The sequence below is a fragment of the Nocardiopsis lucentensis DSM 44048 genome (genome assembly GCF_000341125.1).
GTDB classification, from domain to species: Bacteria; Actinomycetota; Actinomycetes; order Streptosporangiales; family Streptosporangiaceae; genus Nocardiopsis; species Nocardiopsis lucentensis.
Genome location: NZ_ANBC01000062.1, coordinates 1 through 15,201 on the forward strand (window position 1 = coordinate 1; position 15,201 = coordinate 15,201).

Below are 15,201 nucleotides of genomic sequence, written 5' to 3' on the forward strand. Positions count from 1 at the left end.
GGCCCAGCGCGCAGTACGCCCTGATCGTTCCTCCGGAGATGCTGGCGGAGTGGGGAGGCGAGGCGGCCACCGTCGGCCTGGTCGCCGGGAACGGCCCCGCGCCCTCCCGGGCGCGCGCGGACCGGGCCCGCGCCGCCGTGGCCGGGGCCGCCGGGGCGGAGTTGTTCGTGGAGCGCCCCTACTCCTCCCCGAGGACGAGGCAGATGTACGTGCTCCTGGCGCTGGCGGGGGTCGTGGCGGTGGGGTCGTGCCTGGTGGCCGTGCGACTGGCCGCCCTCGACTCCCGCCGGGACGCCGCGACACTGCTGGTCGTGGGCGCAGATCCGCGCACCGGACGGCGGCTCGCGGGCGCGCGGGCCGCGACGACGGCGGGGATCGGCGTGCTGCTGGGCGGTGTGTCGGGACTGGCGGTGGGGGCCGCGGCGGTCCTGGCGGAGGCCTACTTCTTCGGCTACTTCAATCCGGCCTGGTCGATCGTGGTGCCCTGGCCCCTGCTCATGGCCTGCCTCGCCTCCGTGATCGCCCTGGCGACCCTCCTGGCCGCCGCGCTGACCCCTTCCCGACTCGGTGAAGAAAGGCCGATGATCCCATGAATATGGAAACCGAGCGTGGCCGGATCCGGCCATTCGTCACCGAGAGTGACATTCAACGGATCATGGGGCCGGGCGCCATCCACAACAGGGATGCTGATCACCAAGAACAGAAGTCGCGACAATCAGAATCAATCAAGGATTTGATTCACTCAGCGCAGCATAAGGCTGCCCCAACAGGATCCAACATTGACCCGCGCAGGTTAAGAACATATAAATGCGAGTGCAGCGCGCTGTTAGCAACAATCGACACTCGAAGGGATTTCCATGTCCTCCACGACCGAATTCGTGGGCCTGCGCTCCCGTCTGGCCTCGCGTACCGCCGGGCTGTTCTTCAGCTCCCTGCTCGTGCTGGGCGGCGGCCTGGCCGTCACCGCCCCGGCCTCCGCGGCCGCGGCGCCGGCCGAGGTCGGAGCGGCCGCCTGCTACGGCTACACCTCGGTGAACGCCTCCCGCTCGATCGCGGGCACGGTGACCGACACCTGCGGCATCGGGCGCTCCTGGGCCCGGCACGGACGGTACTACGCGCAGACCGCGTGGACGACCAGCAGCTCCCGCGCCTACGCGGCCGACTACTACGGGGCGACCCCCCGCTACTCCGGCTGGCAGATCGCCAACTAGCGCCGACTAACACCGGAACGGCGTTTCCGGCCAGCACCCCCGATCGGCGGGGGGGGGNCGAGGCAGCTGAAAATGCCCACGACACCCGCCCTCGGAGGTGACATGCCACGCATATTCCCTGCCCGAACATTCGCCGTCGCATCTCTTTTCCTACTCTTCATGACCGCGTGCTCCCCGGGCGGAGAAAACGCCTCCGAACCCGAGAACGCCGCGTTGGTCGCGCTCTTCGAACAGTTTCGGGACTCGGCCGAGAACGACTTCGAGCGCGAGGTGTTCGAGCGCGCCATCGAAAACGGCGGACTGACCGCGGACGACTACGAGGAGGCGCATTCCCGATACGTCGAGTGCATGGAGGGGCTCGGCTTCGAGGAGACGCACACCAAGCAGCCCAACGGTCTCTATACCAGCGAACCCGTCACCTGGCCCGAGGGCGAGGAGGAGTTCAACGAGTACATGGACCGGAGTGAGGAGTGCGCGATCGGAACCGTCGCCGCGATCGAGGCCGCCTACAACATGCAGCTCAACAACCCCGAGGGCCGCGAGCCCTCCGAGCTCATCGTCGACTGCCTCATCGACCTGGGCGCGGTCTCCGCCGACTACACGGCCGAACAGTTCGACGAGGACTTCGAGGCGTCGTCCGAGTCGGGCTTCGAGGACGCGCCGTTCGACGTGGGCGACCCGGATGTCGCCGACTGCCTGGCCCAGGGCGGTATCGCCATCGTGGGCCCCGAATCCGGATGACCCCGGGCGCCCCGCGCCTGACGGGTGGGACCGAGCGACCGCAATTCGCTCGGTCCCACCCCCACCGACCGCGACGAGGCGAACGGCAAGGGCATGGTACACCCGCCCGCGGAGACGGCTTGTGAGCGTGCGTGCTCCACCGCTCCCTCCCGTCGGCGGTCGAGTCGCCGCCGGGCGCCGAGCAGCTGAGCTCCCGTCGAACGGCTCGGACACGGCGGGCCCGCCCGGCGCTCCCGGGCCGTCCAGCCCCACCGAGGACCAGACCGAACCCACGAGGAAAGGTGAAGAACCGCATGAACGCACACCACCGCACCGTCCGCCGCGTGCTCGCCCTGGGCGCGCTGGCCCTGTTCGCCTCCGCGTGTTCCCAGCCCGGGCAGGAACCGGGGGAGTCCACCAGCGACTCGCCCACCGATCCGTCCGCGGCGCCGTCGGCCGTGGAGAGCGCCGTCGAGGAGGACGTCGCCGCCAGCGGCGCCCCCGACGGCCCCGCCTTCGGCGAGGAGTTCCAACCGGCCGTGGACTGCCTGGTCGAAGCGGGCGCGGCCGAGGAGGGCTACACCGTCGAACAGCTCGAGGAGGACATCTTCGGCGGGTTCGGAAGCGGCCTGGTCGACACCGGGCACGCCGAGTTCGACACCTGCCTCGACCTGACCGGCGTCGAGATCGACTTCGGCGGAGAATCCGGGTCGTCGTCCGACACCGAGGACTGACCACCACCGACCCCTCTCCTCCCAGGACGTCTCGTGAAGATCCGACCCAGCGGAACCACCCTCCTGGCCCTGCTGCTCGTCCTCGCGGCGGGTGGCACGGCCGGTTTCCTCCTGCGCCCCGCGGACCCGCCCTCCGACCTGACCGCGGCCACCGACCTCGACTCGGCGCCGGTGCTCGCCGAGCCCTACACCGACGAACGGACCGTGCCGGTGCGGTTCTCCGTCGCGCCCACCCTCGACCTGCTCCTGCGGGGGAACGGAACCCTGACCGCGACCGAGTGCACCGCCGGGGGCACCCTGGAGTCGGGGACGGCGGTCGCTCGGGTCGACGACGAACCCGTCCTCGGGCTGGCCACCTCGATACCGCCGCACCGGGACCTGCGCCGCGGCCACCGGGGGGATGACGTGCGCGCCCTCCAGGACGAACTCGCCCGGCTCGGCCACGACGTCACCGTCGACGGCGTGTACGGGTGGGAGACCGCGCGCACCGTCCGGATGCTGATGGACGACGTCGGATTCGACGACCCCTCCTACAGCCTGTCGCGCGCGGACCTGGTCTGGATGCCCGCCTCCGAGGTCTCCGTCGAGGAGTGCTCCGGCCTGCCCGGGGCAGACGTCAGCCCGGGTACCCCCCTCGCGGCGATCAGCGGCACCCTCGAGTCGGCGCGGATCGAACCGATGCCGCAGACCTCGCTGTCCGGGAAGCGGCAGGTGACGATCAGCGGCTCGACCGGCCCCGTGTCCGAGGACGGCCTCATCGACGACCCCGACTTCCTCCGGGAGCTCGCCGACACCCCCGCCGCGCGGGCGGCCGTCGGCGGTGAGGAGGAGCCGGTCAACGGCGCTCTGGAACTGGTCGAACCCGTCGACGCCTACTCCGTGCCCCCGGGCGCGGTGTTCGACGAGACCGAAACCGGGGGCTGCCTGGCCTCCGGGGACTCGGTGTACGCCGTCCGAGTGGTCGGTTCCTCCCTGGGCAGCGCGATCGTGGTGCCCGAGGAGGGCGTGGAGCTGCCCGAGCGGGTCGACCTGGGCCCGGCGCGCACCGCGACCTCATGTGAGGGGGGCGACGCGTGAGCTCCCTCGTGCGCGCGAACGCTCTGGGGCACCGCTTCCCCGGCGCCCCCATGCTGTTCGAGGATCTGTCCTTCGATCTGCTCCCCGGGCGGATCACCGGTCTGTGCGGCCCTTCCGGCTGCGGCAAGTCCACCCTGCTGTCCATCCTCGCCGGCTGGGTGGAGCCCACGGCCGGAAGTGTGGAGACGACCGCGGTCCACCGCGTCGGATGGGTGTTCCAGAACCCCTACGGCGTCCCCGGCCGCAGCGCGCTCGACCATGTGGCCCTGCCGCTGATCGCGCGCGGCCGACGGAGGAGGGGGGCGGAGGCACGCGCCCGTGCGGTGATGGCCGACTTCCGCCTGACCGAGGTGGCCGACCGCCCCTTCCGCCAGCTCTCCGGCGGCGAGGCCCAGCGCCTGATGCTGGCCCGCGCGGTGTGCTCGGCGCCCGACCTCCTCCTGGTGGACGAACCCACCGCCCAGCTGGACCTGCGCACGGCCGAGACCGTGAACGACACGCTGGGCGCGATCGCCCGGGAGGGTGTGATCGTCGTCATCGCCACCCACGACCCGCACACCCGGAAGGCGTGCACGGACGTCATCGACCTGGGCGAACGGATGGCGGGAGCTGGTGCGCAGTGAACGTCCGCGACCTGCTCGGCGAGGTGTGGCGCAACCTGCGGACCGGCACCACCCGGGCCGCGCTGTTCGCCGTCGGCCTGGGGTTGGCGATCGGCACCCTGGCCGTGGCCGACGCGCGCGGCGTGGTCGACCTGCACCGGCGCGCCGACGCCTTCATCGACTCCGGCGCCTCGGTGCGCGTGGTGACCGCGACCGACCACATCGACGGGGCGACCTGCGAGGCGCTCATCGGCCTCCCGGCGGTCCGGGCGTCCGGAGCGCTGGCCGAGGGCGCCCGGCTGCGACTGTCCTCGATGCCCGACCACCCGGTCCCCGTCTTCCACGTCACCCCGCGGATGGCGGAGGTCCTCGGCGTACGCGCGGAGGCGGCGTCCGGGGTGTGGGTGTCGGACCACACGGCCGATCTGCTGGGGGTCGGTCCCGGGCAGGAGCTCCGTACCGGAGGCGAGCCGATGACCGTGGCCGGGGTGTTTCCCTACCCGGACGACGGGCGCGACTCCCGACTGCGCTACGCGGTGGTGGTCCCGGGCGGCACGTCGACCGGCTACGACGAGTGCTGGGCCGACACCCGACCGCCCACCGAGGAGGCCGACGACCTGCTCCTGTGGGCGGTGCGCGCCGAGGCCGACCCGACGGTCTCGGTCAACGTCGCCCAGCTCAACACGAGCCTGGGCGCCACCTTCGACGGCGCCGCGCTCTTCGCCGAGCGGCCCACCCGGTTCGCGCTGCCCGCCGCCGCGCTGGTCGGGCTGGTGCTCGGTTTCGTGTCCGTACGGCTGCGCCGGCTGGAGATGGCGGGCGCGCTGCACGTCGGGGTGTCTCGGCGCGCGCTGCTCGTCGGGACGGTACTGGAGGCGGCCGCGTGGTCCCTGGCGGGTCTGGCGCTGTCCCTGTGCGCCCTGGTCGTCGCCGCCCACGTCGGCAACCCGGCCGACCCCTGGGAGACCTTCGCGGTGGACGTGTGGGGGCCGGTCGGGGCGGTCCCGGCCGTCCTGGCGGGCGCGGTGGCGGCGGTGTCGATGATCCGCGAGGAGCACCTGTTCCGGTACTTCAAGGACCGGTAGCGCGCGGTTCCCGCGGGCCACGGGAGCGGGGTCCGCCGTCGGCGTCCTTGGCCTGACGCCCGGCGGCCCCTGTCCCCGGCCGGGACCCCGTCCCGGTCGCTCCTACTCCGGCGAGGCCAGCATGAGCGAACGCGCCGCCTCGGTGACGCTGCCCGACAGCGACGGGTACACCGCGAAGGTGTGCGCCAGGTCGTCGACGGTCAGGCGCTGCTGAACGGCGACCGACACCGCGAGGATGAGCTCGCTGGCGCGCGGGCCGACGATGACGCCACCGAGCACGATGCCCGTGTGCTGGCGGCAGATCAACTTGACGAAGCCCTCCCTGACCTCGTTCATCTTGGCGCGCGGGTTGGTGTTGAGCGGCAGCGTCACCGACCGGCCGTCGATCCGGCCGCTGCGCACGTCGTCCTCGCTGGCGCCGACCGCGGCCAGCTCCGGGTGGGTGAACACGGTGGAGGCGACCGTGGACAGTTTCAGCGGGGAGACGGCCTCGCCGAGGGCGTGCCACATGGCGATCCGGCCCTGCATGGCGGCGACGGAGGCGAGCATGTTGACGCCGGTGCAGTCACCGGCCGCGTAGACGCCCGGCACGGTGGTGCGGGAGACGCGGTCGACCTCGACGAACCCGCCCCGGCCCAGGCGGACGCCGGCCTCCTCCAGGCCCAGCCCCTCGGTGTTGGGGATCATGCCGACCGTCATCAGGCAGTGGCTGCCCTCGACCGTCCGACCGTCGGTCAGGGTGACCTGGACGCCGTCGCCCGTGCGCACCACCGACTCGGCGCGGGTCTGGTTGAGGACGGTCATGCCGCGGCGCATGAACACGTCCTCCAGGACCTCGGCCGCGTCGGCGTCCTGGGTGGGCATGACGTGCTCGCGCGAGGAGACGAGGGTGACGTTCGAGCCGAGGGACTGGTAGGCGCTGGCGAACTCGGCTCCGGTGACGCCGGATCCGACCACGATGAGCTTCTCGGGGAGCTCCTCCATGTCGTACAGGTGGCGCCAGGTGAGGATGCGCTCGCCGTCGGGCTTGGCGCTGGGGAGTTCGCGGGGGTGGGCCCCGGTGGCGATGAGGATGACGTCGGCGCGGATCCGCTGGTCGCCGACGGCCACGATGTGCGGGTCGACCAGGCGGGCCTCGCCGATGACGACCTCCACCCCCTCCTTGACCAGACGGGCGCGGGTGTCGTCGGACTGGGCGCGGGCCAGCGCCTTGATGCGGGGGTTGATCCGGCCGGGGTCGACCTCCACCTCGGCCTTGCCGTCGTGGATGTCGTGGACGTTGATGCCGAGGGCGTCCGCCTCGCGTACGTAGGTGGTCCGCGTGGAGGTGGCGATGAGGCTCTTGGAGGGCACGCAGTCGGTGAGGACGCAGGCGCCGCCGATGCCGTCGCGTTCCACCACGGTCACGTCCGCGCCGAGCTGCGCCGCGACCAGCGCCGCCTCATAGCCCCCGGGTCCGCCACCGATGATCACGACCTTCGTCACGCTGCTTCACTCCCTCTTCGGTTGGGCCGCCGCGCCCGTTCCCGGTCCGGGGCGAAAATCGGGCATGGCAGGGCACCACCAGGTTTTTCGCTTGGTTCCATTGTCGTCCATCCCGACCGGAGCAAACCGCAGGCGCCCCCGGTCGACGGGCTCCCGCGTCCGCCGTGGACCGCCTCACGACGTGTGCGCCGCCCCACAGCGGCGGAGAATGGGACGAACACCACTTCACGCCCGCGAATCGGGCCTGGTGAGGGGTGGCCCGGGGCGTTCCCGCCATCACCGTGCGTCCCGCCCTCCCCTCCCATCGGGGACGACCCCCGCCCATTCCGCCCGGCGGACACACTGCGTTGCGTTCCGGAACAATCCGACTACACAGCGGTAGCATCCGGCTTGTGAGTGAAACAGAGCAGGCGCCCCAGACGACCGACGATGCCAAGGACCTCGCGGCCGAGGCGGCGCGGGAGCTGTTGTCCCGCGCGGGCGCCGACAGCTTCGACGCCCTGGTGGTGCTCGGGTCGGGCTGGGCGGGCGCGGTCGACACGCTGGGCTCCTCCGACATCGAGTTCGACGTCACCGAGCTGCCCGGGTTCGTCTCCCCCACCGCCAAGGGGCACTCCAGCAAGGTCCGGAGCATGTGGGTGGGCGACAAGCGCGTGGTCGTGTTCATGGGGCGCGTCCACGAGTACGAGACCCACGACCCGATGCGGGCCGCGCACGCGGTGCGCACCGGCCTGTCCGCCGGGGCGGGGGTCGCGGTCCTGACCGGTTCCGCCGGGTCGCTGCGGGCCGACTTCTCACCGGGCCTGCCGGTGGTGGTGCGCGACCACATCAACCTGACCGCGCGCTCGCCGCTGGCCGGGGCCCGCTTCGTCGACCTGTCGGAGGCCTACAGCCCGAGGCTGCGGGAGATCATCCACGACGTGGACCCGTCGCTGGCCGAGGGGGTGTACGTCTCCACGGTGGGCCCCCAGCTCCAGACGCCCGCCGAACTGGCCGTGCTCCGCCAGGCGGGGGCGGACGTGGTCGGTCGGTCGATCGCCCTGGAGACCATCGCGGCCGTGGAGATGGGGGCGGAGGTGCTGGGCCTGGCGATCGTCACCAACGACGCGATGAGATCGGTGGTGGAGCCCTTCGAGTCCGACCAGGCGCTGGAGGTCGTCAAGCAGCGGGCCCGGAGGCTCGGCGAACTGCTGTACCGGGTGATCGACCGGGCCTGACCCCCCGGCCACCGCTGGGACGGCGCGCACGCGAGGAGCCCGGCCCCCGTACGGAACGGGTGAGCCGGGCTCGCATTCGCGTCAGGGAAGGACGGGCCCCGGTGCCGCGCGGAATCCCCGCAGACCCCGTTGGACTCGCGACGTGCCGGAGCGCCTCCTGACTCGCGCCACGGGAAGGCCCTGGACCGCGGGGTGAACCCGCGAGTCGTCCGGCTGGGACACCTCCGGCCGCACCGGGCGAGGCCGGTACCGGCGTGGCGAGCGTACACCCCGAGGCCTGGGGTGGACGGCACCGGCCGTGGTGCGGCCGGAGGTGATGCTTCCCTGGTGGCCGTTCGCGCGGGATCCCCGCAGATCCCGTTGGACTCGCGAACCGGACACCTCTACTTCCCGTTATTCAGTTGGACCGCGCGCGACGCCTCGGGGAAGGAACCGGGCGGCCGACCATCCGCGCGAAGCCGACCGCCCGACGTTTTCCCTTAGGCATGCCTTACCTAACCAGAAGGCGAGGGTCGCGTCAACCCCACGGCGCGAGAGACGGGGCCCGGTCTCCACGACCGGGCCCCGTCAGGCCGTTCCTGGGGAAACCGCTCAGGCCAGGACGAGCGCCCCCACGACGAACAGCGCCGTCAAAGCCAGGACGACGATCACCTCGACCGGCACCATCGTCTGCGGCTCGTCCTCCGCGCCCAGAGCGGCTGGGCCGGCCTCCGCCACGTCCCGGATCGGTCCGCTCAGGGGCCGGGCCTTGTGCCGCTCGGCGTCCCGGCGCAACTGACTCGCGACCACGTCCACCGGACGCTGACGGGCGGGGTCCGCGTCGTCGTCGGGCTCGTCGGCCAGCCCCGAGTCGCGCCGGAGGTTCTCGCGGACCTTGGCGCGCTTCGTCTCACGCAGCGGCCACGAGCGCACGATCCCCCCCGGCGTGTGCACGCGCAGCACGTCGGTGACGTCCACCCACACGACCGCGGCCCAGGGCACGAAGGTCTCCCGGACCGGGTTGATCACCCGCAGCCCACGCGGGGTGGAGACCACGCGCGGACGGAGCCACATCAGGTACACCCCGGCGATGCTCGCCACCAGCACGGCGGTCGCGATCCACGCCGAGCGGCCCTCGCCGCGCAGGAACACGTCGACGAGCAACAGGGCGGCGATGACGACCCACACCAGGGCCAGGACCCGCGAGGAGGTCGAGGCGTGGGTCGTGGACTCCCCTCGGTCCATCAGACCGTCGCCCACTTCAACTGCGCGAAGCCGGGCTTGATGACGCCGTTGATCAGGGCCAGGCGCTCGTCGAAGGGCAGGAAGGCCGACTTCATCGCGTTGACCGTGAACCACTCCAGGTCGTCCCAGCCGTAGCCGAAGGCCTCGGAGAGCTTGGCGAACTCCTCCGACAGGGTGACACCGCTCTGGAGCCGGTTGTCGGTGTTGACCGTGACGCGGAACCGCAGGTCGTGCAGGAGCCGGATGGGGTGTTCGGCGATGGACTCGGCGGCGCCGGTCTGGACGTTCGAGCTGGGGCACATCTCCAGCGGGACGCGCTTGTCCCGCACGTACTGCGCGAGGCGGCCCAGGCGCGGCACGCCGTTCTCGTTGGTGGTGATGTCGTCGATGATGCGCACGCCGTGGCCCAGGCGGTCGCACCCGCACCACTGGAGGGCCTCCCAGATGGACGGCAGGCCGAACGCCTCACCCGCGTGGATGGTGAAGTGGAAGTTCTCGCGGCGCAGGTACTCGAACGCGTCCAGGTGGCGGGTGGGCGGGTTGCCCGCCTCGGCGCCCGCGATGTCGAAACCGGACACCCCGGCGTCCCGGTAGCGCACGGCCAGCTCGGCGATCTCCGACGAACGGGCCGCGTGCCGCATCGCGGTGACCAGCTGGCCGGTACGGATGCTGCGTCCCTGGTCGGCGGCGCGCTTCTCGCCCAGCTCCAGCCCCTCCTGGACGGCCTCGACGACCTCCTCCAGGGTCAGCCCGGACGCCAGGTGCTGCTCGGGGGCGTAGCGCTGCTCGGCGTAGACCACGCCGTCGGCGGCCAGGTCCTCGGCCGCCTCGGCCGCCACCCGCACGAGCGCGTCGCGCGTCTGCATGACGGCGGTCGTGTGCGCGAAGGTCTCCAGGTAGCGCTCCAGGGAGCCGGAGTCGGAGGCCTCGCGGAACCACACGCCCAGTTCCGCGGGGTCGTACGTCGGCAGACCGGTGTAGCCGACCTCCCGCGCCAGTTCGACGATGGTGGACGGGCGCAGGCCGCCGTCGAGGTGGTCGTGCAGCAGGACCTTCGGCGCCCGCCGGATCTGCTCAACTGTGAGTGGGTGGTTCATACCCTCAGAATGCCACCCGGGCGGCACGCGCCCGCCCACGCCGACGCCAAGTTTCCGAGAATCCGGTAGATCCGCCCCAGGAAACGTGGCGGTTTCCTGGAGCGGTCACCCGAAGCGAAGCGGAGGACCAGAACAAGCCCGGTCAGGCGAGGGCCTCGTCGTCCATCCGCTCCCCGGTTCGGGCGGCGTTCCACAGCGCGGTCATCGCCGTGGTGACCATGAAGCGGGTACCCACGTCGATGGCGTGTTCGTCGACGTCGAAGGTCCCCCGGTGCAGGTCCAGCATGGGGCCGTCCCAGTCCGGCGAGTGGGTGCCCAGGCGCGCCAGGGCACCGGGCACGTGCTCCAGGTACCACGCGAAGTCCTCCCCGCCCAGGCTCTGGGGAGTGCTGGCCACCGCCTCCGGGCCGAGAGCCAGTCCGACCGCCTCGCGCATGATCTCCACGCTCTCGGCCTCGTTGATGGTGGGCGGGACTCCGCGGCGGTAGGTGACCTCGGCCTCGGCTCCGTAGACGGAGGCCACGGACTCGACCAGGCCCTTGACGATGTCCGGCGCCGCGTGCCAGGCCTCGTCGTCCAGGCAGCGCACGGTGCCCTCGGCGACCGCGTCGTCGGGGATGACGTTGGGTGCCGCCCCCGCGCTGATCCGGCCCCAGACCAGACTGAACCCGGCGCGCGGGTCGACGAGTCGGGACAGCGCGGCGGGCAGCTCGGTGACCACCTTGCCCATGGCGTAGACGAGGTCGGAGGTCAGGTGCGGGCGCGCGGTGTGGCCGCCCGGCCCCGACAGCCGCACCATGAGCTGGTCGCAGGCGGCGGTGATGCCGCCCACGCGTAGCCCGACCTTGCCCACCATCAGGCGGGGGTCGCAGTGCAGGGCGAAGATGCGGTCCACGCCCTTCATCGCTCCGTCGTTGACCACCTCGACCGCGCCGCCGGGCAGCTCCTCGGCGGGTTGGAAGACCAGCCGGACCCGCCCCGGGAGGGCCCCCGCGCGGTCCTGCTGCGCGAGAAAGACCGCCGACGCCAGCAGGACCGTGGTGTGCACGTCGTGCCCGCAGGCGTGGGCGGCGCCGGGAACGGTGGAGCGGTAGGGAACCCCCGACTTCTCGTCGGTGATCGGCAGGGCGTCGATGTCGGCCCTCAGCGCGACCAGGGGGCCCGGGCCCGAACCGATGTCGCACACCAGGCCGGTGCCCTGCGGAAGGACCCGCGGGCGCAGACCCACCTCGCGCAGCCGCTCGGCGATCCGCCCGGTGGTGCGGTGCTCGGCGAAGGCGAGCTCGGGGTGCATGTGCAGGTCCCGGCGGAAGCCGGTGAACTCCCGCTCATGGCGCGCCAGAAAAGCGGTCAACTGCTCCGGCAGGTCACGTCCCTGCATGCGAGGGTCCCCTCTTCATTCGCGTATCAGCGCGCACCGGCTCCGTCGCCGACACTGACCTCTGCGCGGGCGAGGCCGCCCCGGAGCTCGGCGGCGAGCATGTCCACGACGTCGTCGAGCGATCCGCCCTCGGCGACGACCGCGCGCTGCCGTTCGTAGGAGGCACCCTTGTCCAGGATCTCGGAGACCAGGTCCAGGTCCTCGGCGCAGCCCAGGCGGGCCGCGATCGGTCGCAGCTCGCGGACCAGCTCGTACAGGTCATCCCGGATCGGCACCGTGGTTCCGTGCCCGTCCGTGATCACACGAGCGTCGAGTCCGTAGCGGGTGGCCCGCCACTTGTTGTCGCTCACCAGCCAGGACGGCGGGTTGGGTAGCCCGTACCCCCGGTCGAGCTGGTGGTCGAACAGCTCCACCAGACTCTGGCAGAGCGCGGCGGCCATTCCCACCTCGCGCAGGGTGGGAATCCCGTCGAACATCCGGATCTCGACGGTGCCGAAATCCGGGTGCGGCCGGATGTCCCACCACACTTCCTTGATAGAGGCGATGGTACCCGCCCGCAGAAGCGTTTCGAGGTATTCCTCGAAAGCCGACCACCCGGACAGGTTCGGCGGCGGTCCGGACGTGGGAAGGGCACCGAAGACGACGGATCGGGCGGAGGCCAGACCCGTGTCGTGCCCACTCCAAAATGGGCTGGAAGCACTCAAAGCGAGAAAATGCGGGAGGAACTTCGCAAGTGCGTTCACCATGGGAATGGCCTTCTCCTGGCTGCGCACCCCCACGTGGACGTGGACCCCGCAGGTGAGGATCCGCCGCGCGAGCCACTGCATCTGCTCGACCAACTCCCCGTAGCGTTCCCCGGGGCTGAACGACTGGTCCCGCCAGTCGTCGATCGGGTGGGTTCCCGAGCAGGTCAGGGTGGTTCCGCGCGGTTCGAGGACGTCCCGCATCCGGTCGATGTTGCGGGTGAGGTCGAGCTTGGCGTCCTCGACCGTCTCGCAGATACCGGTCACGACCTCCACCTGCGACTGCATCAGTTCGTGCCGAAGCGGGGGCCCGTCCCCGCCCGCACTGAGGTCCGGGAGTTCGGAAAGGAGTTCCTGCGCCTCCTGCCTCAGGTGTCGGCTGCTGCGGTCGACGAGCTGGAGTTCCCACTCCACGCCGAGCGTCGCGCGTTCGGACGACTTGAATGCGATTCCCATCTGCCCTCCGAGGGGGGTGATCGCCGACGGTCTCATGGTCGGCAGTCGGTGCGCCCCGATGAAACGGTCAACCGGGACAGAGGAGGACTACCCTGTCGACACCTCGCGCATACGGGACGGGAACGCACAGTGAGGTAATTTCCTCACGCGTGAAGGAGGATCATTCCCCTCCGGAATCACGGTCGCGCAGCGCCCACGCCGCGACCCCGGCCGCACCCACGGCACCGACCAGCGACAACGCGGCGGCCAGCGCGCGCTGAGCGGCGCGCCGCTCCCGCCCCGCCCCCTTGGACACCCGCGGGGCGGGAACCGTCCTGGTCCAGTGGAGCCCGTTCTGCTCCGGAAGGGGCAGGGTCCCGGTGTAGGGGGGCGGCATCGGCAGGCACGNGCGCTGAACATCACCAGGCGCATCACCAGGTTGATCCACACCAGCAGCCCCACCAGGACCGCGAAGGACGCGTACACGGGGTTGCTCAGGGTTCCGGCGAGCAGCATCGCGGCGGCGGCCTTGAGGACCTCGAAACCGACCGCGCCGATCAGCGCGCCCCGCCACATCGCCCGGGTGGGCCGCCCGCTGCCGGACAGCAGGGAGAAGGCCAGCACGAAGATGAGCGAGTTGGCGGCCACCGCGATGGCCACGGCGAGCGCGCGCAGGGCGAGGTTGGCCAGCACGGAGCCGTCCAGGCCCACCCACGACAGCAGCCAGGTCGTGGCGGCCTGCGCGACGCTGGTGAAGGCGACCGTGAACAGCAGGGCCGCCCCCAGGCCGACCATGACGAGCAGGTCGGCCCCCTTGCGCACGAGGTAGTTGGGGCCGTCCTTGACGCTCTTGAGCCAGATCGAGTGCAGCGCCTGGCGCAGCTCCGAGACCGCGTTCAACCCGGCGTAGAGCAGGCCGAGCACACCGATGAGCCCCGCGCCCACGCGCGCGCGGGCGACCTGCTCCATGGGCAGCTCTTCGGACAGGCCGGGCAGGACCTCGTCCAGGGCCTGCTCGAAGTAGGTGGTCAGCTCCGGACCGCCCGCCGCGACGACGAAGCCGAGCGCGGCGAAGGCCAACGCGATCAGCGGAAAGAAGGACAGGAAAGTGAAATACGTCACCGCTCCGGCCAGGAGGCCGCCGTTGCGGTCGGCGTAACGCTCGTAGGCGCGGACCAGATGGTCGACGCCCGGCCTCCTGCGCCGAAGACCCCAGTAGGAGTCCATGGCGAGGTTCCGGTAGTGGCGGGCCGTGTCCCGGGCCCGGTTCAGCACTGCGGGCATGGCTCCCCTTCCGCGCCGGTGGTGGACCGCAACCGTAACCAGCCCCACGGGGAGGGGGAACCCGCCACGCTCGGCCCCGGCGGCAGACTTGTGGAACGGGTGTTCACCGAGTGAGAGAGGTTGACAGGTGGGGGGTACGGGGGCACGGTGGCGTGCCGCGTTGGGCCTGCGTCCGGCGGGGCCCCGGGGGGAATGGCCGACGACCGCTCCGGACGCCGACGCGTTGGCGGGGGACTTCGCCACCGCCTACGGCATGGTGGCCGGGGGTGTCTGGCACGCGCCGGGACGGGTGGCGCTCCTGGGCGAGCACACGGCTGCCAGCGGCGGCGCCGCCCTGTACGCCGCCCTGCCCTGGGGCGTGACCGCCGCCGTGGGGATCGCCCCGGGCGGCGACGTACGCGTGGCCACGCCCAGAGGCCCGCTGAGAGCCCGCGAGCGCGCCGCGCGGGCGGTGGCCGAGGCGGTCGACGAGGCTCGTGGGAGCGGCCTCCTCCGAGCCGACCAGGGGGCCCGAGTCCTCCTGGACTCCGATCTGCCCGAGCGGGCGTCCCTGGGGCGCGCGGCGGCCGCGGGGGCAGCGGTCGCGCTCGCCCTCGCCGACCTCGCGGGCGGCCCTCCCCCGGAGGGCGCTGACGCGGACCAGCGCGTGGCTCTCGCGGCGCGGCCGGGACACTCGGTCAGGGTGAACCTGAGGACGCTGCGCACCAGAGCGCTGCCGTTCGACCTGGCGGAGGAGGGGCTGCGGCTGCTCGTCATCGACACCGGCGCCCTGCCGCGTCGCGACCCGAGACCCGCGCACGCCGCCGCGATCCGGTCCGCCCAGGAGGTCCTGGGTCCCCTCCGGTCCGTGGGCGACCTGCGCGCCGCCCTGCGGAAGCTGCCCGACCGGCGGCTGCGCCAGCGGGT

At 72.0% G+C, this 15,201-nt stretch carries 15 protein-coding genes; 9 read left to right on the top strand and 6 right to left on the bottom strand.

Annotation, left to right across the window (positions count from 1 at the left end; translation table 11 throughout):
* From D471_RS39950 to D471_RS0101860, 7 genes are all read left to right on the top strand, one after another.
* The coding region (locus D471_RS39950) for an FtsX-like permease family protein (protein ID WP_040687908.1) at positions 1 to 593 on the top strand (593 nt) is incomplete at its 5' end.
* A 264-nt stretch (positions 594 to 857) separates the two neighbouring features.
* On the top strand, positions 858 to 1,211 hold the full coding sequence (locus D471_RS32580; protein WP_017597049.1) for a hypothetical protein: 354 nt from the start codon (positions 858 to 860) through the stop codon (positions 1,209 to 1,211).
* Positions 1,212 to 1,370: 159 nt separating this feature from the next.
* Complete coding sequence (locus D471_RS37495; protein WP_017597050.1) at positions 1,371 to 1,952, top strand: hypothetical protein; 582 nt, start codon at positions 1,371 to 1,373, stop codon at positions 1,950 to 1,952.
* A 293-nt stretch (positions 1,953 to 2,245) separates the two neighbouring features.
* Positions 2,246 to 2,665 carry a hypothetical protein gene (locus tag D471_RS0101845; protein ID WP_017597051.1) on the top strand — a complete coding sequence of 140 codons (420 nt, stop codon included), beginning with the start codon at positions 2,246 to 2,248 and terminating at the stop codon, positions 2,663 to 2,665.
* Between the two features lie 33 nt (positions 2,666 to 2,698).
* Positions 2,699 to 3,742: a peptidoglycan-binding domain-containing protein gene (locus D471_RS0101850; protein ID WP_017597052.1), complete on the top strand. Its 1,044-nt coding sequence runs from the start codon at positions 2,699 to 2,701 to the stop codon at positions 3,740 to 3,742.
* Positions 3,739 to 4,365, top strand: coding sequence for an ATP-binding cassette domain-containing protein (locus D471_RS0101855; RefSeq protein WP_017597053.1), 627 nt, complete (start codon positions 3,739 to 3,741; stop codon positions 4,363 to 4,365). Before D471_RS0101850 ends, D471_RS0101855 begins: the two co-directional genes overlap by 4 nt.
* Positions 4,362 to 5,429 carry an ABC transporter permease gene (locus tag D471_RS0101860; RefSeq protein ID WP_017597054.1) on the top strand — a complete coding sequence of 356 codons (1,068 nt, stop codon included), beginning with the start codon at positions 4,362 to 4,364 and terminating at the stop codon, positions 5,427 to 5,429. The genes D471_RS0101855 and D471_RS0101860 overlap by 4 nt, the downstream gene beginning before the upstream one ends.
* 102 nt (positions 5,430 to 5,531) lie before the next feature.
* Here D471_RS0101860 and D471_RS0101865 read toward each other — a convergent pair whose 3' ends face one another.
* On the bottom strand, positions 5,532 to 6,914 hold the full coding sequence (locus D471_RS0101865; protein WP_017597055.1) for an NAD(P)H-quinone dehydrogenase: 1,383 nt from the start codon (positions 6,912 to 6,914) through the stop codon (positions 5,532 to 5,534).
* Positions 6,915 to 7,306: 392 nt separating this feature from the next.
* Between D471_RS0101865 and D471_RS0101870 the strand changes: the two genes are divergently transcribed.
* The gene (locus D471_RS0101870; RefSeq protein ID WP_017597056.1) at positions 7,307 to 8,131 is read left to right on the top strand and encodes a purine-nucleoside phosphorylase; all 825 of its coding nucleotides are present in this window, start codon (positions 7,307 to 7,309) and stop codon (positions 8,129 to 8,131) included.
* Positions 8,132 to 8,722: 591 nt separating this feature from the next.
* Here D471_RS0101870 and D471_RS0101875 read toward each other — a convergent pair.
* The 5 genes from D471_RS0101875 to D471_RS32590 form a co-directional block, all read right to left on the bottom strand.
* A complete protein-coding gene (locus tag D471_RS0101875) occupies positions 8,723 to 9,370 on the bottom strand; it encodes a PH domain-containing protein (protein ID WP_017597057.1) in 648 nt (215 codons plus the stop codon).
* Positions 9,355 to 10,452 (bottom strand): adenosine deaminase, encoded by a 1,098-nt coding sequence (locus tag D471_RS0101880; RefSeq protein WP_017597058.1) that lies wholly within the window; start codon positions 10,450 to 10,452, stop codon positions 9,355 to 9,357. The genes D471_RS0101875 and D471_RS0101880 overlap by 16 nt, the downstream gene beginning before the upstream one ends.
* A 142-nt stretch (positions 10,453 to 10,594) precedes the next feature.
* On the bottom strand, positions 10,595 to 11,833 hold the full coding sequence (locus D471_RS0101885) for an amidohydrolase (protein ID WP_017597059.1): 1,239 nt from the start codon (positions 11,831 to 11,833) through the stop codon (positions 10,595 to 10,597).
* A gap of 26 nt (positions 11,834 to 11,859) precedes the next feature.
* Entirely contained in the window at positions 11,860 to 13,032 is a 1,173-nt protein-coding gene (locus D471_RS0101890; protein WP_017597060.1) for a glutamate--cysteine ligase, read from the bottom strand.
* Positions 13,033 to 13,119: 87 nt separating this feature from the next.
* Entirely contained in the window at positions 13,120 to 14,295 is a 1,176-nt protein-coding gene (locus D471_RS32590; protein ID WP_241479545.1) for a YhjD/YihY/BrkB family envelope integrity protein, read from the bottom strand.
* Between the two features lie 160 nt (positions 14,296 to 14,455).
* Here D471_RS32590 and D471_RS0101900 point away from each other — a divergent pair.
* Positions 14,456 to 15,201, top strand: a 746-nt coding sequence (locus tag D471_RS0101900; protein WP_241479546.1) for a galactokinase family protein, incomplete at its 3' end; no start/stop codon positions are given.

Excerpts from the sequence above, each read along its gene's own strand:
- D471_RS32580 (WP_017597049.1), top strand. The coding sequence starts at position 858 with ATGTCCTCCACGACCGAATTCGTGGGCCTGCGCTCCCGTCTGGCCTCG.
- D471_RS37495 (WP_017597050.1), top strand. The coding sequence starts at position 1,371 with ATGACCGCGTGCTCCCCGGGCGGAGAAAACGCCTCCGAACCCGAGAAC.
- D471_RS0101845 (WP_017597051.1), top strand. The coding sequence starts at position 2,246 with ATGAACGCACACCACCGCACCGTCCGCCGCGTGCTCGCCCTGGGCGCG.
- D471_RS0101880 (WP_017597058.1), bottom strand. The coding sequence starts at position 10,452 with ATGAACCACCCACTCACAGTTGAGCAGATCCGGCGGGCGCCGAAGGTC.
- D471_RS0101885 (WP_017597059.1), bottom strand. The coding sequence starts at position 11,833 with ATGCAGGGACGTGACCTGCCGGAGCAGTTGACCGCTTTTCTGGCGCGC.
- D471_RS0101890 (WP_017597060.1), bottom strand. The coding sequence starts at position 13,032 with ATGGGAATCGCATTCAAGTCGTCCGAACGCGCGACGCTCGGCGTGGAG.